26 protein-coding genes are annotated in these 21,917 nt (G+C 46.4%); 16 read left to right on the forward strand and 10 right to left on the reverse strand.

The features are described 5' to 3' along the window. The first annotated feature begins 58 nt into the window (after positions 1-58). The 3 genes from JZ784_RS07145 to JZ784_RS07155 all read left to right on the forward strand — a co-directional run bounded on the left by JZ784_RS07145 (position 59) and on the right by JZ784_RS07155 (position 2,469). A complete protein-coding gene (locus JZ784_RS07145; RefSeq protein WP_346314367.1) occupies positions 59-1,084 on the forward strand; it encodes a patatin-like phospholipase family protein in 1,026 nt (341 codons plus the stop codon). Between the two features lie 384 nt (positions 1,085-1,468). Continuing rightward, positions 1,469-1,651 carry a hypothetical protein gene (locus JZ784_RS07150; RefSeq protein WP_346314368.1) on the forward strand — a complete coding sequence of 61 codons (183 nt, stop codon included), beginning with the start codon at positions 1,469-1,471 and terminating at the stop codon, positions 1,649-1,651. 296 nt (positions 1,652-1,947) lie between these two features. Then, a complete protein-coding gene (locus JZ784_RS07155) occupies positions 1,948-2,469 on the forward strand; it encodes an acyl-CoA thioesterase (protein WP_005008097.1) in 522 nt (173 codons plus the stop codon). Positions 2,470-2,511: 42 nt separating this feature from the next. Here JZ784_RS07155 and JZ784_RS07160 read toward each other — a convergent pair whose 3' ends face one another. After that, positions 2,512-2,856 (reverse strand): hypothetical protein, encoded by a 345-nt coding sequence (locus tag JZ784_RS07160; RefSeq protein ID WP_346314369.1) that lies wholly within the window; start codon positions 2,854-2,856, stop codon positions 2,512-2,514. A 225-nt stretch (positions 2,857-3,081) separates the two neighbouring features. Between JZ784_RS07160 and JZ784_RS07165 the strand changes: the two genes are divergently transcribed. The 4 genes from JZ784_RS07165 (at position 3,082) to JZ784_RS07180 (ending at position 6,567) form a co-directional block, all read left to right on the forward strand. Further along, the gene (locus tag JZ784_RS07165) at positions 3,082-3,702 is read left to right on the forward strand and encodes a TetR/AcrR family transcriptional regulator (protein ID WP_346314370.1); all 621 of its coding nucleotides are present in this window, start codon (positions 3,082-3,084) and stop codon (positions 3,700-3,702) included. Then, positions 3,699-4,910, forward strand: coding sequence for an MFS transporter (locus JZ784_RS07170; protein ID WP_346314371.1), 1,212 nt, complete (start codon positions 3,699-3,701; stop codon positions 4,908-4,910). The genes JZ784_RS07165 and JZ784_RS07170 overlap by 4 nt, the downstream gene beginning before the upstream one ends. 12 nt (positions 4,911-4,922) lie before the next feature. After that, positions 4,923-5,816 carry a LysR substrate-binding domain-containing protein gene (locus JZ784_RS07175; RefSeq protein WP_346314372.1) on the forward strand — a complete coding sequence of 298 codons (894 nt, stop codon included), beginning with the start codon at positions 4,923-4,925 and terminating at the stop codon, positions 5,814-5,816. Positions 5,817-5,958: 142 nt separating this feature from the next. Continuing rightward, complete coding sequence (locus tag JZ784_RS07180; RefSeq protein ID WP_346314373.1) at positions 5,959-6,567, forward strand: glutathione S-transferase family protein; 609 nt, start codon at positions 5,959-5,961, stop codon at positions 6,565-6,567. 182 nt (positions 6,568-6,749) lie between these two features. On the opposite strand, the gene JZ784_RS07185 is transcribed toward JZ784_RS07180, so the two are convergent. Beyond that, positions 6,750-8,357: a bifunctional 3-(3-hydroxy-phenyl)propionate/3-hydroxycinnamic acid hydroxylase gene (locus tag JZ784_RS07185; protein ID WP_346314374.1), complete on the reverse strand. Its 1,608-nt coding sequence runs from the start codon at positions 8,355-8,357 to the stop codon at positions 6,750-6,752. A gap of 332 nt (positions 8,358-8,689) precedes the next feature. Further along, a complete protein-coding gene (locus JZ784_RS07190; protein ID WP_130144192.1) occupies positions 8,690-8,914 on the reverse strand; it encodes a hypothetical protein in 225 nt (74 codons plus the stop codon). Positions 8,915-9,490: 576 nt separating this feature from the next. Between JZ784_RS07190 and JZ784_RS07195 the strand changes: the two genes are divergently transcribed. The 5 genes from JZ784_RS07195 (at position 9,491) to JZ784_RS07215 (ending at position 14,274) form a co-directional block, all read left to right on the forward strand. Beyond that, positions 9,491-10,498, forward strand: coding sequence for a GTP-binding protein (locus JZ784_RS07195; protein WP_346314375.1), 1,008 nt, complete (start codon positions 9,491-9,493; stop codon positions 10,496-10,498). Positions 10,499-10,563: 65 nt separating this feature from the next. Then, entirely contained in the window at positions 10,564-11,094 is a 531-nt protein-coding gene (locus tag JZ784_RS07200) for a YaeQ family protein (RefSeq protein WP_346314376.1), read from the forward strand. A gap of 124 nt (positions 11,095-11,218) precedes the next feature. After that, positions 11,219-11,851 carry an MgtC/SapB family protein gene (locus tag JZ784_RS07205; protein WP_005008113.1) on the forward strand — a complete coding sequence of 211 codons (633 nt, stop codon included), beginning with the start codon at positions 11,219-11,221 and terminating at the stop codon, positions 11,849-11,851. Between the two features lie 100 nt (positions 11,852-11,951). Continuing rightward, the gene (locus tag JZ784_RS07210; protein ID WP_005008114.1) at positions 11,952-12,290 is read left to right on the forward strand and encodes an FKBP-type peptidyl-prolyl cis-trans isomerase; all 339 of its coding nucleotides are present in this window, start codon (positions 11,952-11,954) and stop codon (positions 12,288-12,290) included. A 205-nt stretch (positions 12,291-12,495) separates the two neighbouring features. After that, entirely contained in the window at positions 12,496-14,274 is a 1,779-nt protein-coding gene (locus tag JZ784_RS07215; protein WP_346314377.1) for a diguanylate cyclase, read from the forward strand. Between the two features lie 34 nt (positions 14,275-14,308). On the opposite strand, the gene JZ784_RS07220 is transcribed toward JZ784_RS07215, so the two are convergent. Then, on the reverse strand, positions 14,309-14,761 hold the full coding sequence (locus JZ784_RS07220; protein WP_346314378.1) for a GNAT family N-acetyltransferase: 453 nt from the start codon (positions 14,759-14,761) through the stop codon (positions 14,309-14,311). A 131-nt stretch (positions 14,762-14,892) separates the two neighbouring features. On the opposite strand from JZ784_RS07220, the gene JZ784_RS07225 reads away from it, so the two are divergent. After that, the gene (locus JZ784_RS07225; RefSeq protein WP_346314379.1) at positions 14,893-15,123 is read left to right on the forward strand and encodes a hypothetical protein; all 231 of its coding nucleotides are present in this window, start codon (positions 14,893-14,895) and stop codon (positions 15,121-15,123) included. Positions 15,124-15,201: 78 nt separating this feature from the next. Then, a complete protein-coding gene (locus tag JZ784_RS07230; protein WP_346314380.1) occupies positions 15,202-15,681 on the forward strand; it encodes a hypothetical protein in 480 nt (159 codons plus the stop codon). Here JZ784_RS07230 and JZ784_RS07235 read toward each other — a convergent pair. The 3 genes from JZ784_RS07235 to JZ784_RS07245 all read right to left on the reverse strand — a co-directional run bounded on the left by JZ784_RS07235 (position 15,674) and on the right by JZ784_RS07245 (position 18,137). Next, positions 15,674-16,252, reverse strand: a complete 579-nt coding sequence (locus JZ784_RS07235) for a TetR/AcrR family transcriptional regulator (protein WP_346314381.1) — start codon at positions 16,250-16,252, stop codon at positions 15,674-15,676. The two genes, JZ784_RS07230 and JZ784_RS07235, sit on opposite strands and share 8 nt — an antisense overlap. Further along, on the reverse strand, positions 16,239-17,162 hold the full coding sequence (locus tag JZ784_RS07240) for an alpha/beta fold hydrolase (protein WP_346314382.1): 924 nt from the start codon (positions 17,160-17,162) through the stop codon (positions 16,239-16,241). Before JZ784_RS07240 ends, JZ784_RS07235 begins: the two co-directional genes overlap by 14 nt. Positions 17,163-17,339: 177 nt before the next feature. Next, a complete protein-coding gene (locus JZ784_RS07245) occupies positions 17,340-18,137 on the reverse strand; it encodes a crotonase/enoyl-CoA hydratase family protein (protein ID WP_346314678.1) in 798 nt (265 codons plus the stop codon). A 209-nt stretch (positions 18,138-18,346) separates the two neighbouring features. Here JZ784_RS07245 and JZ784_RS07250 point away from each other — a divergent pair, with 209 nt between their 5' ends. Both JZ784_RS07250 and JZ784_RS07255 read left to right on the forward strand, forming a co-directional pair. After that, positions 18,347-18,643, forward strand: a complete 297-nt coding sequence (locus tag JZ784_RS07250; RefSeq protein ID WP_005008127.1) for a hypothetical protein — start codon at positions 18,347-18,349, stop codon at positions 18,641-18,643. Positions 18,644-18,877: 234 nt separating this feature from the next. Continuing rightward, positions 18,878-19,375, forward strand: a complete 498-nt coding sequence (locus JZ784_RS07255; RefSeq protein ID WP_005008129.1) for a DUF2505 family protein — start codon at positions 18,878-18,880, stop codon at positions 19,373-19,375. A 119-nt stretch (positions 19,376-19,494) separates the two neighbouring features. Here the strand turns inward: JZ784_RS07255 and JZ784_RS07260 are convergent, their stop codons facing one another. The 3 genes from JZ784_RS07260 to JZ784_RS07270 form a co-directional block, all read right to left on the reverse strand. After that, complete coding sequence (locus JZ784_RS07260) at positions 19,495-20,808, reverse strand: MFS transporter (protein ID WP_346314383.1); 1,314 nt, start codon at positions 20,806-20,808, stop codon at positions 19,495-19,497. Between the two features lie 159 nt (positions 20,809-20,967). Further along, complete coding sequence (locus JZ784_RS07265) at positions 20,968-21,171, reverse strand: amino acid transport protein (protein WP_346314384.1); 204 nt, start codon at positions 21,169-21,171, stop codon at positions 20,968-20,970. Between the two features lie 85 nt (positions 21,172-21,256). Beyond that, positions 21,257-21,835: a DedA family protein gene (locus tag JZ784_RS07270; protein WP_005008135.1), complete on the reverse strand. Its 579-nt coding sequence runs from the start codon at positions 21,833-21,835 to the stop codon at positions 21,257-21,259. Between the last annotated feature and the right edge of the window lie 82 nt (positions 21,836-21,917).

Genomic DNA, 21,917 nt, shown 5'->3' on the forward strand with positions numbered 1-21,917 from the left:
CATAACAATGGTGATGATCTGATCTCTTTAGACTGTTGGAGTCTAAAGAAAACGAATAATGAATGTTGGAATCTCTGTAGTGAAAATGAAATCTGCTTTTGCTGCGTTGACTTGCGTCGTGCTTGCAGCCTCTCAAACCGTTGCGGCGAAACCTGCTGAACAAGCCCTGTCGGCAGCGCAGCAAAGCGCCGCGCCTGCCCTGAATATGGTTGAAGCCTATGCGGGCAAGGACCGTATTGACTTTAAAAAACTGAAACAGCAAGAAAAAAGGCCAATTGTTGCCTTGGTTTTAGGCAGCGGCGGCGCGCGGGGCTACGCACATATTGGCGCGATTCAGGTCCTGGAAGCCAATGGCATTAAGCCGGATTTTATTGTGGGCACCAGTGCGGGCAGTATTGTCGGTACGTTGTACGCCTCGGGACTAAATGCAGAAGAAATGCGTGAAATTGCGCTGAATATGAAGCCCAATGATGTGCGGGAAATCCGCTTGGCTAAAAAAGGCGTGCTGGATGGCAAAAAAGTTGAGGAATATGTCAACAAGCAGGTGAACAACACCCCGTTGGAATTGCTGAAAACCCCAATGTATGTGGTGGCCACCGAACTGCAGCAAGGCCGTAAAATGGTGTTTAATGCCGGCAATACGGGACAGGCGGTGCGCGCTTCGGTGTCTATTCCTAGCATGTTTATTCCTGCAGTGATTAATCATCAGGAATATGTGGATGGCGGTTTAGTCAGCCCCGTTCCGGTAGATGTCGCGCGGGATTTGGGGGCAGACATTATTATTGCCGTGGATATTTTAGCGCAGCCGATTCATACCGAAACCAGCAATGTCTGGGGGCTGTTTAACCAGAACATCAATATCATGCAGTACTACTTGGCTAAAGAAGAATTAAAGCGGGCTGATATTGTGATTCAGCCGGATATCCGTGAAAAAGCGCATATCTTTGATGTCACTGGCCGTGAAGCGACCATGCAGGCGGGAGTTACAGCCGCTGAGCTTAAGCTGAATGACATTATTAAAACTTTTGCAGACCACAAGCATCCGCTGGAACGCGGCGCTGTACAGTACAGCGCGCAGCAATAATTGAACGCGCAGCTATTTTTGTTTTGAGGCATAGACGTTAAAAAACGTTGAAGCGGTCAGTTTTTTTGGCCGCACTTCAACGCCTATTTAAACATTTTCCATATGATCGGCTGGTGAATGCCGCCTTTTATGAATCTGTTAGCCTTTATAGTTATAGATTTTAGAACGGACGAAGGGCATTTAGGGCAGTATTTTTTGAATTGATATTAAGTTTTTGAAATTTATTAATAATAAAATTAATTCATAAAACATTAAGTATAATATAAATTTTCTATTTAGCATTTTTAATGCAGAGATTCCCGTTTACCTGTGTGTGTAAACCCGCTACACTTTTGCGAGCTTTTTATAGCTGAAATCAATTAATAAAAGCATGAGTAAAACCAAATGCATACATTGAAAATTGGTCAGAAAGTCACTCTGGCGGCCATGGAACAGCAGGTTTTTATTGTCACAGCCGTTCAGGTTGATGGCTCTTTTTGTATTGAAACTGAGTTGGCCAATCAGCAGAAATTAAGCTATAACAACGTCGCCTTTGAAATGCTGAAAATTCTCCCGCCTAAAATTTAGCATGTGTGTCATTTAATGCAGTGCTCCATGAGGAACATAGAGGCCGATATGATGGATGCCGCTTTATTTTTTTGTCATGCCTTTAAAATGAGGTGATTTAGTGAAATGCGCAGATATTCATAAATATGCTTAATACTCAACCATTTAATTAAATACTATATATTTTTTTGAATGATGTCTAAATCACTATAAATAATAGTGATGAATTTTTTGCCGAATAGAACATTTTATTGAGTGTAAAACCGATATAATAATCACACTTATCAATGTCCTTTCATAAAGTCTAGAGAAACGCGATGTCCCCATTAGATCAAATTGCTCCGATATTAGAAGACCAATCTGAATTAAACATGTCCGTCCTGATGACCCCAGATATGGCGAATTTTTCAGGCAATGTGCATGGCGGAACAATTTTAAAACTGCTGGACCAAGTAGCGTATGCATGCGCCAGCCGTTACTCAGGCAGTTATGTCGTAACATTATCTGTAGATAAGGTTAATTTTAAGGAACCGATTCATGTGGGCGAGCTGGTGACTTTTCTGGCCAGCGTAAATCATGTGGGCCGCACGTCGATGGAAATCGGCATCCGCGTTGAAGCGCAGAATATTCAAAAGCGCACCGTGCGCCATACCAACAGCTGTTACTTCACGATGGTGGCTGTGGATGAAAACGGCAAACCGAAACCGATTCCAGAGCTGAATCTGAATAATGACTGGAAGCGCTGCCGTTTTGAAGCGGCTGAACAGCGTAAAATTGCGCGCCTGCAGGAAAACCATCATCCGTCATGCAGCATCTATAAAAAATCATCGCACAGCTGATTTTCTGCTGATGCAATCAAAGCCGCCCAATGGCGGCTTTTTTTATGGCTGGCGGTTGATCAAATACTCTCCGTCTACCGTCATGCTCCAGATCCCGCTGCTGCTGAGATGGGGGGCAGCAGATACCTTGAATTCAGAACTGAAAGGCCAAAAGCCAATTTGGATGATATTGTGGTGAAAGGATTGAATTTTGCCTGTGATGGATTTTTTGCTGCGCATTTCAAGCTTGATGTAATGCAATTGCCCTGACGGGCTGATCTCGAAGATGGTGCTGCTGTCATCGTTTTGCCAAGTGCCTGCATAGTGGTGCTTGTCTTGCGGAAGCGGTTCGCTGCATGCGGTTAAAAGTAAAATGCATAAGCCTGCAGGCAAAGCCGATTTGGACATGGAAATTTCCTGAAATTTATTGTTTTTTTAAAGATTATTTTTATTCGGTATTTGTGATTTTTCTGGGCGGAGGCCTGAAGATCAGCGCCTGCAATTTTAACAGCCTCAATTCCGGGTATTCAACTAAAGTTTGATTCAGGACGGTAAGAAATGGATAGAGAACCGCATCAATTCAGCGTAATATGAAACGATACGTTTCGTTTTATATTTATCTATGGATTGCACATGAATGCAGTGAATAATGCGCTAGAACTGTCTGGAGCAAATGAAACTGAAAAAAGCTCAAGGCGCAGGCAATGCATTTTGCGCGCCGTGAATGACGCCTTAGCGGAGTGTGACTATAGCAAATTGACAGTCGAAGATATTGCCGCGCGGGCAGGCGTCGGTAAGTCGACGATTTACCGCTGGTGGAAGCATAAATCGGATTTGGTGTTTGAAGCTTTTAAAGAAAATACCGTGTCTGTTTTTGATTTGGATTTTAACCAGTCTTTGGAATTCAATTTAAATCAGCAGCTGCTTAAGCTGTCCAGCGCATTGAACCAGCATGTTGGGCGGGCGCTGCTGGTGGTAATGGCGGAACACCGTGAGGCTGCAGGGGAATTTTTTAAACAATACCTGCTGCCGCGCCGTGAACAGACCCGCAAGCTGATTGCACAGGCCATCGCGCGCGGAGAAATTAAGGCGGATTATCCTTTTGAATTGATGCTGGATATGCTTTACGGCCCGATCCATTATCAAATTATCTTTTTCAACTGGATGCCCGATGAGCGCTATATTCAGCAGCTGGTGCATCTGGCGCTGCAGCCAATTCTTATTACGCCTTCACTGGCAGGCGGCAGCGCATGAGCTGGATGCCTGAATTTCCAACGCCTGCTGAACAGCTGTGGAACCGTGCATTCATACTGTGCCTGTGCAATAACCTGTTTCTGTTTATTTATTATTTTGCCATGCTCACGGTGCTGCCGATTTACATCATGCAGGACTTAGGCGGCACAATTAAAGAAGCCGGATTAGCATTGACGCTGTTTTTAGTGTCTTCTATTGCCATTCGCCCCTTTTCAGGACTGATTGTAGAACGGCTGGGGAAAAAAAATGCGCTGCGCGGCGCTGGGCTGCTGTTTGTATTGTTTGCATTCAGCTATTTGCTGATAGACAGTTTAGGGTCTTTGCTGCTTGCGCGTTTTTTGCATGGCTTTTGGTTCAGTATTTTGACTACAGTCAATGTGCCCGTGGTGAATGATTTTATTCCAGAACACCGTAAAGGCGAGGGCATGGGCTATTTTGTCATGTCGACCAATTTGGGCGTGGTCTTTGGGCCGCTCATTGCATTAACCGTCATACAGTTTGCCAGCTTCACCGCGCTGTTTGCGCTGCTGAGCATTGTGACCTGCATAGGATATATCGTCTGTTTAACCTTAAAGGTGCAGGAATCTCCGAAAGCAGTTCAAGACGCGGATGCGCCAAAACCGACGCTAAGCTGGCATGATATTGTCGAAGTGAAGGTTCTGCCAATCAGCCTGATTGCACTGTTGGTGGCTTTTGCTTATTCCAGCATCACCAGCTTTATTACAGCATTTGCTGACAGCCGGCATTTATTAAGCGCCGCCAGCTTATTTTTTATTGTGTTTGCTGTATCCATGATTGCGGTGCGCCCATGGATGGGCAAATGGTATGATCAAAAAGGGCCAAGTTCGGTTATTTATCCATCTTTTATTTCATTTGCCATTGGCTTGGTCATCGTCAGTTTTATGGATAATCAATGGGTGCTGTGGCTGTCCGCGGTGTTTATCGGCATGGGCTATGGCTCATTATTTCCCTGCATGCAAACACTGGCGATACAGTCCGTGTCTAAGCAGCGCATGGGGCATGCCATTTCAACGTTCTTTGCTTTATTTGATATTGGCCTGGCCATTGGTTCCGTCATTATGGGCTTGCTCATTGCCTACTTTGACTATCAATTTACCTATTTAAGCTGTGCGGTCATCGTGATCGTAACGCTGTTTATTTACAAGGCGTCTGCGGCATTGAAGAAGCCTGTTCAGACATCCATTTGATAGAGGTGCAGTGTGGAATTACGACATTTGCGTTACTTTGTAGCTGTTGCTGAAGAGCTGAATTTTACCAAAGCCGCGCAGCGCATGTGCACCGTGCAGCCATCTTTAAGCCAGCAGATTAAAGATTTAGAGCAGGAAGTGGGTGTACAGCTGCTGTTGCGTTCAAACCGTAAAGTTGAACTGACGGAAGAGGGCAAAGCCTTTTTGAAAGAGGCGCGCCTGAGTCTGGAGCATGCGGAAAAAGCCATACTGGATGCGCGTCAAGTTGCGCATCTGACCAAAGAACAGTTGAACATCGGCTTTGTGCCTGTGGCGGAAATGAAAGTCTTTCCTTACATTATGCCGAATATCCGTGCGCAGTTTCCTGAATTGAAAATCCATTTTCATAGTCTGACGGATGCAGATCAGCTTAAATCACTGCATAAAGGGGAAATTGACATAGCCTTTACCCGCTATGCGGAAGATGCTCCAGATATTGAGTCTGTGCAGGTATTTACTGAACCGCTGGCTTTAATTATGCCCAAAGACTGTCCTGAGGCTGCGCTGCGCCATATCAGCATTAAGAGCTTCAATCAGCAGGAGTTTATTGTCAGTGATGAGCATTCATCGCCAGAATTGTTCCGCATTATTCAGGAATTTTTCAAGCAGTCTAAATTAAATGTCAATGTGGTGCAGTATTCGACCAATATTTTGCTGAATGTGAATTTGGTGGGCATGGGCGTGGGCTGGAGTTTGGTGCCGTCTTATGTGATTCCGCTGCTGGGCGATAAAATTGTGGTGAAAAGCACCATTGAGCCGCTGCCGATGATTGGGCTGTACGCCAGCTACCGTAAAGACAAGAAAAATGAAGCGATTGAGCTGATTTTAAAAGTGCTGAAAGAGCAGTTTTATATGGGCTTTTTTTAACAAGCAATTGATGAACTGAGGCCAGTCGAAAGACTGGCTTTTTTATTTGAAGATGCTGTACTGGACAAAATAATAAATTCATACAGATTAAATTTTCTGTATTTTATACTCTAAAAAGAAACGGCAGAGGAACAATATTTCAATGAAATACTACAGCAATAAACAATCCCGCGGAAACACGCTGCTGCCTTTATTTAAAGAGCTGGGTATAGAAAATGACATTGAAATGGTTGAAGTGGATTATGCCAAAATGCATGATGCCGAATATTTAAAAATTAACCCAATGGGCAAAGTGCCGTGTCTGGTGGATGGGCCGGCTATCATCAGTGAAACCGCGGCGATCTATGCCTATCTAGCGGATAAATATCATGAAAAAGGCCTAGCGCCAGCGTTGAATGACCCTATGCGCGGCGAATATTTGAAGTGGCTGTTTTTTTGTCACGGGCCAATGACCGAATATATGGATATCAAATATCTGCAGGTGCCGGAAGCGCAAATCGAAAAATGCCGATCCGCGCTGAGCATGGGTAATGAAGACGCCGTTTTCGCATTTTTAAAGCAAGGCATGAAGCAGGCCAATCCTTATTTGACGGGTGAAAAATTTACCGCTGCGGATTTGTATTTGGCCTATTGGATTGCCTATGCGGTGCAATTTAAAATTCTGCCGTATTTGGACGAATTTGATCCTTTCATTCAGCGGGTGAAAAAGCGCGATTCAGTACAGGATATTGACTGGCTGCAAAAGCTGTAATGATGAATTTAGCGCTTGCCAAATCAGAAAGCGAAGTACGATTTGTTTATTAATATTACCGGTTTCATCATGAGTCATCGGTCTTTATGGGATGGAAAACAGACCCTATAAAAAAGACCACGCATAGTGCGTGGTCAGGCCTCTGAGTATTCAGAAATTTTAATTTTTATGGTGTGACTGCATTACTTAACGTGAAGTTTAGCAAACAGTTTTTGGCTGACAGTGTCTAAAGTCTGTGGAATGGCGAGCGCTGCCACAAAACGGTCAGGGCGCAGCACCACAACAGATTCGGAGGTTTTTCCGAACCATGTACGGATATCCGTGCCAATGTCGCCAATGGTGATCACGCCTTCAGGCTGCTTGCGGTTGGCATTGTTGAACTGCACCGCTGGAATCACCTGAATGAATTTAACACCCAGCTTTTTCCATTGTTTGATGGTTGCATCCGACAAGCCCCACTGCGGGTCTACACCCCAAGCAATCAATGCAAAGTCATTGCCAATCACTTCATCCAAAAGCACAGTTTCGCCTGTGGCCAATTTTACTTCCGGCTGAATAAACATTTTGCCGACTGGCGAATCTTTAGCGCCATTGGTGACTAAAGCGCCATCATGGTATTTCGGCATTGGCTTGAAGCGCATTTCCAGCAGGTACTGCTTGATAGGCTTGATGTAGTTCAGTGCATAGGCAATACCGTCACGCACAAAACCTTGCCATTTTTTAGGCGGCGCGAGCACATGGCCAGCCATCACAGACAGGTCAATCATCGCTTTGGCATGGTCTTTACGTTCGACTTGGTAAGAATCCAGCAATTCAGCGCCCGCTTTGCCTTGCACCACCAAAGCCACTTTCCATGCCAAGTTGAAAGCGTCACGCATGCCGCTGTTGTAGCCTTGGCCTTGCCATACTGGCATGATGTGGGCCGCATCACCGGCAAGCAGAATACGGTCGACACGGAATTTGTCTGCAATACGCGCATTGTGGGTATAGACACGCTGACGGATCACATCAATGCCGTCAGTCGTTGGCATCACTTTAGACAGTAATTTTGCAATGTTTTCCGGCTTGCTGAGTTCTTCTTGTGTTTCACCCGGCATCACCATGAATTCAAAGCGGCGGATGCCGTGAGGCAAAGCAGCAGACACGTATGGACGCACAGGGTCACAGCATAAGTAAATATGCGGTGTGGCCAATGGGTCATTGTCGATGTCAATGACGATCCACTGGTTTGGCGCTGTTTCGCCGTCAAAAGCAATGTTTAGGGTACGGCGGACAATAGAATTGCCGCCATCGCAGGCAATTAAGTACTGCGCTTTAACTGTTTCTGCTTCGCCCGCTTTATTGGTAATGCTCAGGGTGACACCCGACGCATCCTGATGAAACTCAGTCAGATTGCGTGAGAATAGCACTTCAGTTTTGTCGTATTGCTTTAGACCTTCAAGCAGCACATTGTCGACTTGCGGTTGAATAAACGCGTTGCGGCGTGAGAAGCCGAATTCGCGGGTTAAAGGCTGAATGTCTGCAAAGCAGCGGCCTTTAGGGGTTAAAAAGCGCATGGCGTGGTTGGGTGTGGTATGCGGTAAAACCTGATCCACCAAGCCTAAAGACTGAATGGTGCGCAATGATTCATCATCAATACCAATTGCACGCGGGTAATCAATTAAACTGTCCAGCTGTTCAATGATGGTCACTTGAACGCCTTGCTTACTTAAATAGTTCGCAATCGTTAGGCCGACTGGGCCAGCGCCCAAAATAGCGACTTCAGCCGTGTAATTCGCTTTATTGCTCATGTGCAAACATCCAATTCTTACGCATTGAGCTTATTAACGGTGAATTAGGGGGATGAGACAAGCTATGCCTAAGTAGATGGGATAGAAGAATATTATACCGAAGGGCGGCATTTATTTTATTAAGATATTGATTATTAATTATTAAGTTTAATTCTTTCAATAAGCTTTGATGATTCATCGATCATTAATAACTATCATTGCCTTGATCTGCTGTAAAAAACCGAAGCGCTTAGAAAAGGGCTCCGGCGCTGTTTTTAGGCTAAAACATTAAAAAACAATATTGAGCTGCGGTCAGCTCAGATATAGCCGCTGATTGATAAGGCCTTGCGATTTTATTGCGCAGGCTGTGCCGGCGCAGCGCCTGCATTTGCTTCAGAAGCAGGTTGAGCTGCACTCGAGCTTGCTGCAGCGTCTTCAGCGGCAACGGGCTGTTCTTGTGTACTGACCACAACTTTTTGTTCTTCTTGAACCGGTGACGATTGAGCATTTGAAGCAGCAAAAGAAGTTGCAGTGACTGCAGCGAAAGTTGTAGCAAGTAAAATTTGCGTTAATTTCATGATGGCATCCTTAATTGTATATTTTAGTCATCCGCTCATATTGAGCATCACGCTCGATTTGAACGGATGCCCATGCTAAGAGCCGAAACCGCAGCAGGCAATAATTGCAGCAAAAGACGGCTCTATGCGTTACAAAAACGCTGTAATACTCAAAAAATTGTTGATTTATGTAAAATAAAAATTGAAATAAGCGCTTAAAATGTATGTAAATATTTCAATAATATGCATCAGAAGCTTTTAGCGTTACAGCGCAGTTACACAGAAGGGGATTTGCAGAAAATAGCATGCTGAAAAAGCGCATAATAAATGTAACACTTCATTGCAGATTGAGCCCAACTGCAAAGCAATATGTCATTTCAGTCAATCCATGACAGGTTTTGATGTTTCATTCCGATCTTCATTCAGATTTCTATCCTATTGGCTTTGATGCCGCTCTTCAGTCTAAAAAACAGCAACCCATCACGGCTCAGGCGCTCAAGAGATGCGGCAAAGATCAATCCAGCAAATGGGCTTGCAAGGGCAGCGGCATCCGGCTATACAATGTGCCCACTTACATATTCTTTTGCAGGTGATCTTTTGAAACTCGTTACAGCATCACAGGCTATCCCCGTTCATATTATTTCCGGCTTTTTAGGCGCAGGTAAAACCACGCTGCTGAAGCATTTGCTGAGCCAAAAACCGGAACATGAAGTATGGGCGGTGCTGATGAATGAGTTTGGCCAAATTGGCGTTGATCAGCAGCTGCTGCCGCAGGATCAGGGCTATGCCGTCAAGGAGCTGCTGGGCGGATGCCTGTGCTGCAGCAGTCAGATGCCGATGCAGATTGCGCTGTCGCGCTTACTGTCAGAAGCGAAGCCAGACCGTTTATTCATTGAGCCGACAGGGCTGGGGCATCCGGCACAGCTGCTGGAACAGCTGACTGAACCGCATTGGCAGCAGCACTTGAAGATGCGTGCGCTGGTTACTGTCGTGGACGGATCTCGGCTGCATGATTTGGCCTGGAGCAAGCAAAACCTGTATGCAGATCAGCTGAAAGCCGCGAAAGTTGTCGCGGTGTCTCATGCAGATGGCATGACTGAAGCTGATGAACAGGCTTTAACTGCATTGCAGGCCGAATATCAGCCCTATCAGCAGATTTGGCTGAAAACCGCAATGGGTGAGCTGGCGCTGTCCGATATTGATTTGCCCTATGCTGGCGCTGCACGGAAAATACAGCCTTTGCTGCAGGTGCAAAAGCAGATGCGCGATGATGAGTCGCGGCCGGAAATTAAGCAGCTGCCGTATCATTATGTCGAAAGCGCGCAGGGCTACAGTGTAGCGGGCTGGAAAATGCCGAAGCGCTGGACCTTTGATTTTTACGATTTGCTGGATTTGCTGTGTGAACAGCAGGATTGGCTGCGCATCAAAGGCATTTTCCAGACCAGCCAAGGCTGGAAAAGCTTTAACTTTAATCCGGAACAGTTTAATTATCAGTCTGCGCCAGAGAATGTAGATAACCGCTTGGAAATTATTTATCAGCAAGAACGGCAATGGCTGGAATTTGAAACCCTACTGATGAACTGCCGTACAGATGAGGCGAAATAGCCGAATCTTTTCTGCAAAGTGCGGTTAAATCTTATATGCTAAGCGCCAAATTCGAGGACTTGATCATGGCGCTGAAAGCGACAATTTATAAAGCAGATTTGAACATTGCCAATATGGACGTGCATCAGTACGGTGATTACCAGCTGACTATGGCGCTACATCCATCTGAAACCATTGAACGCCTGATGGTGCGCATTTTAGCGTATGCGCGCTATGCGGATGAAGCGCTGGAATTCACAAAGGACTTATTTGAAACTGATGAACCGGCATTGTGGGAAAAAGACCTGACGGGTCAGCTGGTGAAGTGGATTGAAGTCGGCAGCCCGGATGAAGACAAAGTGAAAAAAGCCTGCGCGCGCTGCAGCCAAGTCGCGATTGTGACTTATGGCACTGCTGTCGATGAATGGTACAAGCGCAACAGCAAGCTGAAAACGTTAAAGAATCTCGAAATTTGGAAACTGTCTCTGGCGACGACAGAAGCGATTCAGGCGTTATGCGAACGCACCATGCAGCTGCAGCTGAATGTGATGGACGGTGAATGGACGCTGATTGGCGATAATGCTCAGGCCGTCATTGAGTGGGAGCAGCTGCAGTAATTTAGCTGCTGCCGCTGTGCAGGAGAACAAAATGAGATCCTAAAAAAGATGCAGGCAAGGCTTGCATCTTTACCCTAAAGCTGAGTATATCTGGATCAGAACATCATCATAAGGGTGCAGCGGCATGTACGCAGATTATCTGGATCTCATCCATCTGCTGATTGCGTTAGGGATAGGCGCGGTGATAGGCGCAGAGCGGGAATACCGCAGCAAATCAGCGGGCCTTCGCACCATGATTATGGTCAGCCTCAGTTCATGCTTATTTACGATATTGTCGCTGAAAATCGGCGTTGAAAACCCTGACCGCTTAGCCGCCAATATTTTAACGGGCCTCGGCTTTCTGGGGGCTGGGGTTATTTTTAAAGACGAAAACCGCATTTCAGGCATTACCACTGCGACCACGATTTGGATGACAGCAGCCCTTGGCATGGCGGTAGGCGCCGGCTATATTGTGCTGAGCCTGTTTGCCGCATTTATTGTGATGATTGTGCTGGTGATGCTGATTTACGTGCAGGAGCGCATAGAGCAGCTGCATCAGGCGCGGACATACCGCATAGTCTGTCCATACCGTCAGGAAACACTGGATAAATACGAAGAATTATTCAAAACCTTTGATATGCACGTGATCCGCAATACGCAGCATAAAACAGAACATAAAATCACAGGGCGCTGGGTGCTGATCGGCACGGCAGAAAATCACCGCAAGCTGACCGAATACTTGCTGGATGATGCCAGCATTATGGAACTCAGTTTTTAACGAGGCGGGGCTTTTAGCCAAAGGGCGAAGAAAACCGCAGACTTTCGCCGGCAGCGGTTTATAATGCAGCACGGTAAAGCTTTATTTGAGGTGTATGAAGATGTCAAACGAATTGGAAATTATTGATTTAAAAATCGGCGAAGGCAAAGAAGCCGTTAAGGGCGCGTTAATTACAACGCATTACACCGGCTGGCTGGAAGACGGCACCAAATTCGATTCATCGATTGACCGTGGCAATTATTTTGAAACGGTCATTGGCACTGGCCGTGTCATTAAGGGCTGGGATCAAGGGATTATGGGCATGAAAGTCGGCGGCAAGCGCAAACTGATTGTGCCTGCGCATTTGGGCTACGGCTCACGCAAAATGGGCAATATTATTCCAGCAAACTCAAATTTGATTTTTGAAATCGAATTATTTGATGTGAAAACGCGTGATTAATCTTTAATCTGCATCAAAAATTGACCGGCAAGGATGCTGCTGATCAAAAAATAAAAAAAATATTTGGAAATCATCGAGTTTCATTTTACATTGAATTTTATGTCGATAAAGGGAACAAAACGCCTTGCGTTATTTGCATGATGCAATCCGTATTTTTCAGGGATTACTGCTACTGAGCTGTATCATTGTTTTTGGGCAAACTGCTGTGTTTGCCCAATATGAGCCTGTACCAGCATCTTTTTATGAAAAATACCGAGACAGCATTAATGATGTGCAATTCACCGAAAACAGCAGTACCCAGCTGCCCGGGCAATGGCTGTTTTATCCGCGGCATTTCTTAACTGAATCCAGCGCCATATTGGCTGCACAGCCTGTCTTTTTGCCGGCGTCATTTAAAGAATTGACCGGCAGCAATGAAAATTACGGCACATTTGTCGGCTACTTCAAAATCCCGAAAGAATTCACCGGGCGCCGCATTGCCATCAAAATTCCAAATCAATACGGGGCATACCGGGTTTATCTGAATGGTGACTTTCTCATGCGCTTGGGCGAAGTTGGAACTTCGCCCGATACCCAAATTTCCGAAAATGCCCCTAGAATTGCCTATTTTGTTGCTGAAAAAGAATATTTCACCTTGGCGATTCAAGCCTCAAACTTTTCCAGCCTGCATGGCGGCTTAGAAAACCCGATGCGGATAGGCTTATCGAAAACCATCAACCGCCAGTTCCAGCAGCTGATGATGAGCGTTTCCGTCATCTGCGGGGTTGTACTGGGGGTAGGCCTGTTTACCATCCTATTTTCAGTGTTCCGCGGTTCGACACAGCGCAACAGTAAAAGCATTTTTGTCTTTGGTATTTTTATTGTGTTTTTGGCGCTGCACAACTTTTTCTCTGCGCCCTATGCCTATACGGCAGTGACGGAAATCAATTGGCTGTGGGGCACGCGCTTAGAATACTTGTTTACGTATTTTACGGTGGTGTTTTTCATCAGCTATATTCACCTGCTGAATGCGCGCTATCTGCACCGTTTGATTTATCAAATCGCCATGCTGCTGCTGGGGCTGAATATTGGGGTGACGCTGGTTGCGCAGCCTGAAGTTTTTGAGCGCCTGGCGCTGTACTGTTCAGTGTTCAGCCTATTTGTGCTGGCCAATTTTATTTATGGTTTTTATCAGACCCTCAAGTTAAAAGAATCCTATTCTGTCCTGAATCTATGCGCGGTCATTTTTCTATGCGTGACCTTCTTAAATGATTTCATGCTGCTGATGAATTGGGTTGATTCGGTGAATTTATCCTTTGTCTCGACCAGCCTGTATGCCTTGCTGATTATGTTTCAGCAGTCACGCAACTATGCCTATCAGACCTATCATACAGAGCAGCTGAATAACAACTTGATGGAATTGAATGCGCTGCTGGATCAGAAGGTGAAATCGCGGACGGAACAGCTGCATGAGCTGAATGCAAAACTTGAACATCAGGTGAAAGTGGATGCGCTGACTGGCGCCTATAACCGCCGCGCGCTGAATGATGAAATTCAGGAGCGCTTTTCTGAAGCCAAACGCCTGCCGCACGGCACCTTAATGTTCGCGATGCTGGATGTGGATTATTTTAAAAACTACAATGATTATTACGGGCATTTGAAAGGCGATGAAATTCTCAAGCAGCTGGTGCAGGTTATTGCGAAAACTTTGCCGGCTTCGGCTTTTCTGGCCCGCTATGGCGGCGAAGAGTTCGCCATTGTGATGCAGAATGTGCCGCTGCAGGTTTCAGTCGATCTGATGGATAAAGTCATGAATGCGATCCGTTTGGCGCAGTTCGAACACTGCAAGCGCGGTGACCATAAAAACTTCGTGACCGTCAGCATGGGTATGGCATGCATGGACCGGGAGCAGCATTATAAGGATATTCATGCCTTAATGAAGGCAGCGGATGAAAAATTATACGAAGCGAAACAGGCGGGGCGTGATCAGCTGAAAGCCGCCTAGATCAATCTCAGAGCGTGCTGTAGACTTAATTCAGTTAAGCCAAATATTTAACCAAATGGGTAAGCGCCGCGCCAGTTTCATCTTGCGGCGGCTGATGGTGCTGAAAGCCGCATTTTTTGTAAAAGGGCAGCGCGGTATGCGTGCTGTTCAGAGTAATTTGAGCAATGTTCTTTTCGCGCAGGCAGTCAATCATATTCATCAGCAATGCTGTGCCAATGCCTTGCTGCTGCAGTTCAGGGCGAATGTAATTCAGCAGAATTTTTCCATGATCATTCACAAGAATAAAGCCGGCAATCTGCTCCTGTTCAAGGTATACCCAGCTGTCGTTGTAAAGCATTCCAAGCAGCAGGCTGGACTGATTGGTTTTTTCCAGCCATATTTGAATCTCACTTTCATTGCGCTGATGGTCTTGAATGCAGGAGCGGACGCTTTCGTGGATGACCCGGATGATTTCGGGAATATCTTCAATCCTTGATTTGCGTATCATAATTGTTCTTATCGAATTGAAAAAGTCGGTACATTTCAAAAGATAAATCCACTTTTAGAAAGTTGAATTATGTTGCTTTATGATGCGTTTCTGAAGCATCTGCTGTGCAATGATGGAGTTTTATCTCAGTTTTGTTTCAGTGTTTTAATGGCTTAAATCATAAAGTGATTCAAATCACATTGCTGCGTTTGAATCCATTGGGCGGTTTTAAGTTCAGACGGTCTCAAAATGATTTTGAAGGCGGCTGGAAAGAGCCTGTCGGAAATATTCAGAAAGTGCAGGCGCGCTGGACCGCAATGCTGAGCATAAATCTGTCTCTGAAGGCACGCTTAGGTATTAAAACGGTTTCAGTCATGTATTGAAATTGTTTAAAAAACATTCAAGTTCGCCGTGTTATAATTTATAAAAATATAAAATTAAACTGTTGCGGGGATTCAGTTATGGTCAAACTGCTATTGATGCTATGCGTCGTGATTGTGATTACTGTGGCTTGGGTAATCGGCTTTAAAATTTATAAAACACACAAAATGAGTCAAAAGTGGCGTAAATATCAGGCGCCTGAAAAACGCGCCAGCGTGACCGGTACCGCGGCTGCTGAACGCGGCGGAGATGCCGTGGCCGTGGTGGACGCCTATGAGCAGCAGCTGTTTGATGATATTGCGGCACTGTTTATGGAGGGAGGGGAATGTCATGATATTGCCGATGCGGCGCAGGTGCAGGCTGAGGTTTTCCGCAAAATGCCTGTCAGTTCAAAAACCCAAATCCGTAAAATGGATTTGGATGAATGGTCCATTTATTGGACGTTTTACGACCAGTCTTTGGAATATTATGTTGGGAAATACGGTGTGTTTTATGCGCATGTTGACCGCTTTGGCGAAGAGCATAAGCATGATATTCGGACGCAGGGCCGCTTTAGCTGAGTACGCGATTGCAGCTGTTCAGCTGGCTGAGGATCCGCTGCTGCAGCAAGCTTAAATAGCCTGCTTCAGGCCGAATGCGGGACATTAAAATGGCGCCTTCATAATCGGCAACAGACAGCTTTGCCCAAATCTGCGCTTGCGTTTCGTGTATGCATTGGCAGAAGAAGGTAAAAAAGGCCTGCTCCCAGTCCTGAAAAACCTCGATCAGCTTTTTTTGAATCATCTCCGGCAAATTAGGCTGTTCTGCACTGAGAATGCCCGCCAAACAGCCCATGCCGCCAAAACTGAAAAAATACTCTGCATTGGCGTGTATTTGCCTATAAGCGGCTGTCAGATTGCTGTGCGTCTGGCGCAGCTGCAGAAAGATTCCGCTGCGCAGCTGCTGATGCGTGGTGTCTAAAATTTCATACAGCAGCGCGTCTTTGCTGCTGAAATCATAGTAAAACGCTGCTTTGCTTAATCCGCAGGCCTGCGCCAGCATGCTGACACTGGCGCCTGTATAGCCATGCTGTTTAAAGCACAATGCAGACTGCAGCAGGAGCTGTTCGCGGCTGAGCTTACGCGGACGCATGCTTTGCGCTTTCCAAAGTGTGCATGGTTTTGAATTGATGCAGCGCCTGATCCCAGATTTTCTCTGCGCCTTTGCGGAAATAGCCCATATGGCCAATGGCTTGCATGCCGTAATCTTGTGCCTGCATATCAATAAACTGCATAGGCGCATTGCGGTAATGCTGCATAAAAGCATGGCGTGAAGCAGGCAGCGCCCAATCATCGTCTAAAGCCGCCACAGCAAAAATAGGGCTTTTCACTTGCGCATACTGAGTTTTCAGGGCGCGCTGTTCGGGGTCTGCAAAAAAATAGGTCGGATTTTTGCACCATTTTCGCCATTGGCGGTAAACATCTACAGGCAAGTCTGCGCCCATATTCAGCTTGCTCCACGGCAGGTAACCGGTTAGGGCGACCAGCGGCGGAAAGACGATATTCCAAATTACCTGAACTTTAATTTTCTCTTTCAGCGGCATATAGCCATGCCAGCCAGCGCCTGTGCCATAGCATTGCATGGCCTTGACCAAATGATGATTGCGGGTGAGGCCCAGCGCCTGGCCGCCGTAGGAATGCCCAATCATATAAATCGGCAAGCCGTCTTTCGCTAAAACATCAATGGCGCTGCTGAGGTCATGGCGTCCCCAGTCTAAATACGACATGCGGAAGCCTTTCAGGCTTTGCGGCGATGAAGCGCCAATGCCGCGGTAATCGAAAGTCAGCACTTGAAAGCCTTGCTGCGCGGCATATTCTGCAAAACGGCGGTAGAAGCCTTGCGGCACGCCTGTAGCGCTGGAGACCACAATGCTCGCATGCGGTTCTGGCGGCGCATACAGCAGGCCGGATAGCGGATAGCCGTCTGCAGCGGTAAATGCAATCGTGCTGGATTGAATCTCAGCCTGCGCTTTTGACGGCGCCATATAGGTGCTTTCGCTCATTTTTTACTTCTTTATTTTTAAATATTTTCACATTTTTATGTAAGGCCTGCATGGGCCCGCTATTCTTCAGCCATTCAGCCATTCAGCCATTCAGCCATTCAGCCATTCAGCCATTCAGCCATTCAGCCAATGATAAAAATTCGACCGCATGAATAGTTTTGAGCGGCCGGCCTTCAATTACTGCCCTTTAAATTGTGGCGCTCTGCGCTGCAGCATCGCCATCACGCCTTCCTGTACATCCTGGCTGTGCAGCAGTGGGTTCAAATGCTGCTGCAATTGCGCAAACGCGGTTTCGGGGCCATGCAGCGCGGCTTCCTGCGCCGAAGCCAGTGTCGCTTGAACCGCTAAAGGCGCTGCGCGGCAAATGTGTTCCGCCAATTCAATCGCGCGGGCCAGCGGCGATGCCTCGGTAATCTCGGTAATCAGGTTTAAGTCTAAGGCGGTGTGCGCATTAAAACTGTCGCCGGTCAGCAGATAGCGCATGGCTTTGGCCCAGCCGGCAGCCTGTACAAAGCGTACGGTGGCGCCGCCGAAAGGCAAAATGCCGCGCTGCACTTCCATTTGCGCAAATTGGCAGTTGTCTTGCGCAATCACCAAATCTGCATTCAGCATCAGTTCAATGCCTGCGGTATAGCAGTAGCCTTGCACAGCAGCAATCACAGGTTTGCTGCGCTTGCGGGAAGTGGTGCCCCAGGGGTTAATTTGAGTGTCCGGAAAATCGAAAACACCTGATGTGAGCTTAGGCTGAAGTTCCACTAAATCCAGCCCCGCGGTAAAGTGTTCACCATGCGCAAAAATCACCGCACAGCGTAAATCGGGATGATCTTCATATTCGGTCAGCGCCAGCGATAAGTCATGAATCATATGGCTGTCAAAGGCATTGCGCTTTTCAGCACGGTCCAGCCCAATCAGCATCAGCTGTCCGCGGATCTCCCGGCTGACTTTGCCTTGGCTGCTGTGTTCTTGCAGTTCCATCATGCAGTTCCTTTTTTATTGATCATTCTTTAGGCTGAATTTATTTTTAAACGATCGTTAGAATACTGTCAATGCAATAAAAGTGACTGCGCCATTCAAATAGGGCCGCGCGCCGGATTCACCGTTTTAAGTTCAGTCATGCAAACGCCGCGGTGTGTGTTATAAGCGCTATACTAGGGAAAATTGAAAAATTTTGTTGAGGATGAAAGATGCTCATCGACTTTCAGCACGAACAGCAGAAAAAATTTGATGCGCTGGCGTTTGATATTTTGCAGCAGCCCGGCGCTTATTTAAGTTTTGACTGCATCAGTGATTTTTATCAGGCGGATTGGCTGCAGCAGTTCCCGAAGGGCACCGTGTGGTCGGCAACCGGCTTGGATGACGGCGCAGAGGAATACTGCATCCGCATTGAATATAAAACGCAGTTTTTATGGATTGATTATGCCGAAAATAGGCTGTCGGTACTGTATGAGAAAGCGGGTGAAAAGCATCTGTATCAATCTTAGCGGAGCGGCTGCGCTGTGCGGGTTAGGATGCGCATGCTATTTTTTTTGACAACAGATCTTTTTGAGTCCGGCTGCAGAAGAATATCAGGCCGCATATTGGGGGGTGGCATTGCTGCGAAAATTGACTGCATTTGAGTCAATGACAGCCCAAAAATAAAAGGATTTAATACGCCGCAAGCTGTATTGTGCATCAGCAATAAAAACAAATAAAGTAACTAAGAATAGGAAAGTAAAATGGCGCATCAATTTACGGTGAATGCTGCAATTCAGGGCGTTTCATTGGATGATTTTAAACGCTTGGCCGAAAATATTTCATTGCACGAGGCTGTGTGCAGACGAATTCCCGGTGAAAATTTAGAAATTTTAGAATCGCAAAAAGCCGGCGATATTTATACGCTAAAGCGCGCGTATAATTTAGAAGTGAATCTTCCAGATGTCGCAAAAAAGTTCTTAAAGGATGCATTCCGCTTAAAGCGTACCGATGTCAGCAATTTAGCTCAAATGACTTCGGTGGTGACTTTAGATCCGAATTTGCCTTTAGAGGCCAACTGTCAGCGCAGCGTCACTGGCGATGATTCGCAAATTAACTTTCAGTTGGAATGGACCGTGAAAGTGAAAGTGCCTTTGATTGGCGGGATGCTGGAAAAGCATGCAGAAGGCGAAATCCGCCGTTTCAGCCAGCTGGAAATTGAGATTGTGGAAGATGAGCTGCGCAAGAATTTAAAGGCTTAAACTCCGAACATATGAGTGCTGAAAGCTGGGTGGACATGTATGTTTCGCCATACAGGCCTAAGCGGAAAAAAGAGCGGATCGGCCGCTCTTTTTTTGTTTTTTAATTTCAGTGATGGTGTTTAGCTGAACTCTGTTTCCGCAGCATTGCTTTGGCGGGCCGCCTGCTTTTCAAAACGCGCCCGGTACAGCAGAGCCGTTAAGAGTGCCGCCAAGCATACCGCCCAAATGTAGTACAAGGCGCCAATTTTGCTGTAGGCGCTGAGCCATTGAACTAAAGGTAAGGTCATGCCGCCAGCAATCGCGTAGGCCAGGTTATAGGAAAAAGAGATGCCTGTGAAACGGATCTGCGCAGGAAACATTTTCACCATGCTGTAAGACACCATGCCAACAGTGCCTGAACTGAAGCCCAGCAGCATATACAGCATAAATACGGTCGATGGCGCGACATTGCCTAGGCTGTGATAGAACACGCCAGCTATTGCCGCCACAGACAATGAGCCGAACAGCATGACTCTGCCTGCACCGAAACGGTCCGCCAATAAGCCTGCAGCTATACAGCCTGCCATCTGCATGACAATGGCTGCGCTTTGCATTTTAAACGCGTCCGCGCGTTCAAAGCCGAAAACGCCAGTCAGCAGGTTCGGCATGGCTAAAATCAGCACCACCACGCAGCCTGTTAAGAACCAGGTAAACAGCATGCCTATGGCCACGGCAGTTTTGTGCTCTGCCAAAACCTGTTTTACCGGCAGCTCTTTCGCCAGCGTTTTTTTCGCTTGCATGGCTTTAAACACAGGGGTTTCTTTTAGGTAGCTGCGCAGATACAGCGCCACAAAGCCAAAAATGCCGCCAACGATAAAGGGAATGCGCCACGCCCAGCCATGAATTTCGGTTTCACTGAATTTAAGTGAGATAAATAGCGACATCAGTGCGCCCAGCAGGATGCCTAAAGACAGCCCAGCAGTCAGCAAGCCATTGGCAATGCCGATTTTCTTTTCCGGCACATGCTCTGAAACAAAAGTCCATGCTGCTGGAATTTCACCGCCAATGGCAATGCCTTGCACCACGCGCATCAGTAATAAAAGAATTGGGGCCGCATAGCCAATGCTTTCAAAGGTCGGCATCACCCCAATCATTAAGGTCGGCATTGCCATCAGTAAAATAGACAGGCTGAATAAGCGCTTGCGGCCAATCAAGTCGCCAAAATGCGCCATGACCACACCGCCTAGCGGGCGGAAAAAATACCCCGCTGCAAAAATGCCGTAGGTATTCAGCATGGCCCAAAATGGACTGAGTGTGCTGGGGAAAAATAATTCAGAAATGATTTTGGCGTAAAAAACATAAATCACAAAATCATAGAATTCCAAGGCGCCGCCTAAGGAGGAAAGCCCCAGTGTGCGTTTGTCTTCATTGGTCAAGCGTGGCTGAACGTCCATGCAGATTTACCATGTGCGGTTGGCTGTTAATAAAGTGAAATTTTAAAGAACTGAGAAATTGTTGAATAATCAATCTTTATTGCATCGTAAATAACTTTTTTTTATCAAACTGTAAAATTTATATTATTTAAATGGAAATTTTTTTGTATGGGGCGGCCTTTAAAGCCGGATAAACCTTGGGGCGAGAATCAGCAAAAGGCCGATGGCTGTCATGACTGCGGCGCTGTCAATAAAATAAGGGTAGATCATCAGCGCCAAACCGCAGATGAGAGGAATAGTCCGCTGCTGTTTTTTGCCGTAAATAAAATAGCCAAAACCAATTGAACTAAAAACGACACTGAGCAATAGCGCTGCTGTATTCATTGCAATTCCCCTAAATAATCTAAGGTGTACCAAAGCGTGATGAAGCCAGCCTTAAACAAGAGCACTCGTTTATTGCTCTGTACGATTATTCAGAATGATCCTGCAATTTAACGACTCTGCCGTAGATGATGCGGGCGATAATAATGCAGCTGATGACGGCGGCGATAATGATGATTTTCTTTTGATGCGGCAGGAGCATATGCCAAAACACATGCAGCCAATGGCTGACTTGCATGCCAACACTGATCACGACAAAGGCCCAGATAAAGCTGGCCAGTAGATTGACGGCCAAATAGCGCATTGCAGGATAGCGCAGAATGCCGAAACTCATGGGAATAATCGTTCTGAGGCCCCATAAAAAGCGCATCAGTAAAATAGACAGGGTTGGAAAGCGGACAATCATTTGGCTGGCGCGTTTAAATTTTTTATTCAGCTTGGGGCGGCTGCGGATAAAATTGTAGCCATATCTATAGCCGATAAAATAATAAAACTGATCCCCGAGAAAGCCGCCAAACATCGCAATGCCAACCAGCGGCCAAAAAGACAAAATGTGCTGATGCACGGCATACGCGCCAAGCATGAGCACGGTTTCGCCTTCAAAAAAAGAACCGATTAAAACAGCAAGATAGCCGTAATGCTGCACCAGCGAGGACCAGTCAAACATAGGGAGTTTACTTATCAGTGAATGAGGAATCTTGCAGAAGCGGTCTGTTTTATCCTACCAAGCTTAAGCTATGATTAAAGCA

Origin of the sequence: Acinetobacter sp. CWB-B33, from assembly GCF_039655955.1 — a bacterium.
Classification (GTDB): domain Bacteria; phylum Pseudomonadota; class Gammaproteobacteria; order Pseudomonadales; family Moraxellaceae; genus Acinetobacter; species Acinetobacter bouvetii.

What these genes read in the sequence shown, in the direction of transcription:
- JZ784_RS07145 (WP_346314367.1), top strand. Translation starts at nt 59, where the DNA reads ATGAATGTTGGAATCTCTGTAGTGAAAATGAAATCTGCTTTTGCTGCG.
- JZ784_RS07150 (WP_346314368.1), top strand. Translation starts at nt 1,469, where the DNA reads ATGCATACATTGAAAATTGGTCAGAAAGTCACTCTGGCGGCCATGGAA.
- JZ784_RS07155 (WP_005008097.1), top strand. Translation starts at nt 1,948, where the DNA reads ATGTCCCCATTAGATCAAATTGCTCCGATATTAGAAGACCAATCTGAA.
- JZ784_RS07160 (WP_346314369.1), bottom strand. Translation starts at nt 2,856, where the DNA reads ATGTCCAAATCGGCTTTGCCTGCAGGCTTATGCATTTTACTTTTAACC.
- JZ784_RS07165 (WP_346314370.1), top strand. Translation starts at nt 3,082, where the DNA reads ATGAATGCAGTGAATAATGCGCTAGAACTGTCTGGAGCAAATGAAACT.
- JZ784_RS07170 (WP_346314371.1), top strand. Translation starts at nt 3,699, where the DNA reads ATGAGCTGGATGCCTGAATTTCCAACGCCTGCTGAACAGCTGTGGAAC.
- JZ784_RS07180 (WP_346314373.1), top strand. Translation starts at nt 5,959, where the DNA reads ATGAAATACTACAGCAATAAACAATCCCGCGGAAACACGCTGCTGCCT.
- JZ784_RS07185 (WP_346314374.1), bottom strand. Translation starts at nt 8,357, where the DNA reads ATGAGCAATAAAGCGAATTACACGGCTGAAGTCGCTATTTTGGGCGCT.
- JZ784_RS07190 (WP_130144192.1), bottom strand. Translation starts at nt 8,914, where the DNA reads ATGAAATTAACGCAAATTTTACTTGCTACAACTTTCGCTGCAGTCACT.
- JZ784_RS07200 (WP_346314376.1), top strand. Translation starts at nt 10,564, where the DNA reads ATGGCGCTGAAAGCGACAATTTATAAAGCAGATTTGAACATTGCCAAT.
- JZ784_RS07205 (WP_005008113.1), top strand. Translation starts at nt 11,219, where the DNA reads ATGTACGCAGATTATCTGGATCTCATCCATCTGCTGATTGCGTTAGGG.
- JZ784_RS07210 (WP_005008114.1), top strand. Translation starts at nt 11,952, where the DNA reads ATGTCAAACGAATTGGAAATTATTGATTTAAAAATCGGCGAAGGCAAA.
- JZ784_RS07220 (WP_346314378.1), bottom strand. Translation starts at nt 14,761, where the DNA reads ATGATACGCAAATCAAGGATTGAAGATATTCCCGAAATCATCCGGGTC.
- JZ784_RS07230 (WP_346314380.1), top strand. Translation starts at nt 15,202, where the DNA reads ATGGTCAAACTGCTATTGATGCTATGCGTCGTGATTGTGATTACTGTG.
- JZ784_RS07235 (WP_346314381.1), bottom strand. Translation starts at nt 16,252, where the DNA reads ATGCGTCCGCGTAAGCTCAGCCGCGAACAGCTCCTGCTGCAGTCTGCA.
- JZ784_RS07240 (WP_346314382.1), bottom strand. Translation starts at nt 17,162, where the DNA reads ATGAGCGAAAGCACCTATATGGCGCCGTCAAAAGCGCAGGCTGAGATT.
- JZ784_RS07245 (WP_346314678.1), bottom strand. Translation starts at nt 18,137, where the DNA reads ATGGAACTGCAAGAACACAGCAGCCAAGGCAAAGTCAGCCGGGAGATC.
- JZ784_RS07250 (WP_005008127.1), top strand. Translation starts at nt 18,347, where the DNA reads ATGCTCATCGACTTTCAGCACGAACAGCAGAAAAAATTTGATGCGCTG.
- JZ784_RS07255 (WP_005008129.1), top strand. Translation starts at nt 18,878, where the DNA reads ATGGCGCATCAATTTACGGTGAATGCTGCAATTCAGGGCGTTTCATTG.
- JZ784_RS07260 (WP_346314383.1), bottom strand. Translation starts at nt 20,808, where the DNA reads ATGGACGTTCAGCCACGCTTGACCAATGAAGACAAACGCACACTGGGG.
- JZ784_RS07265 (WP_346314384.1), bottom strand. Translation starts at nt 21,171, where the DNA reads ATGAATACAGCAGCGCTATTGCTCAGTGTCGTTTTTAGTTCAATTGGT.
- JZ784_RS07270 (WP_005008135.1), bottom strand. Translation starts at nt 21,835, where the DNA reads ATGTTTGACTGGTCCTCGCTGGTGCAGCATTACGGCTATCTTGCTGTT.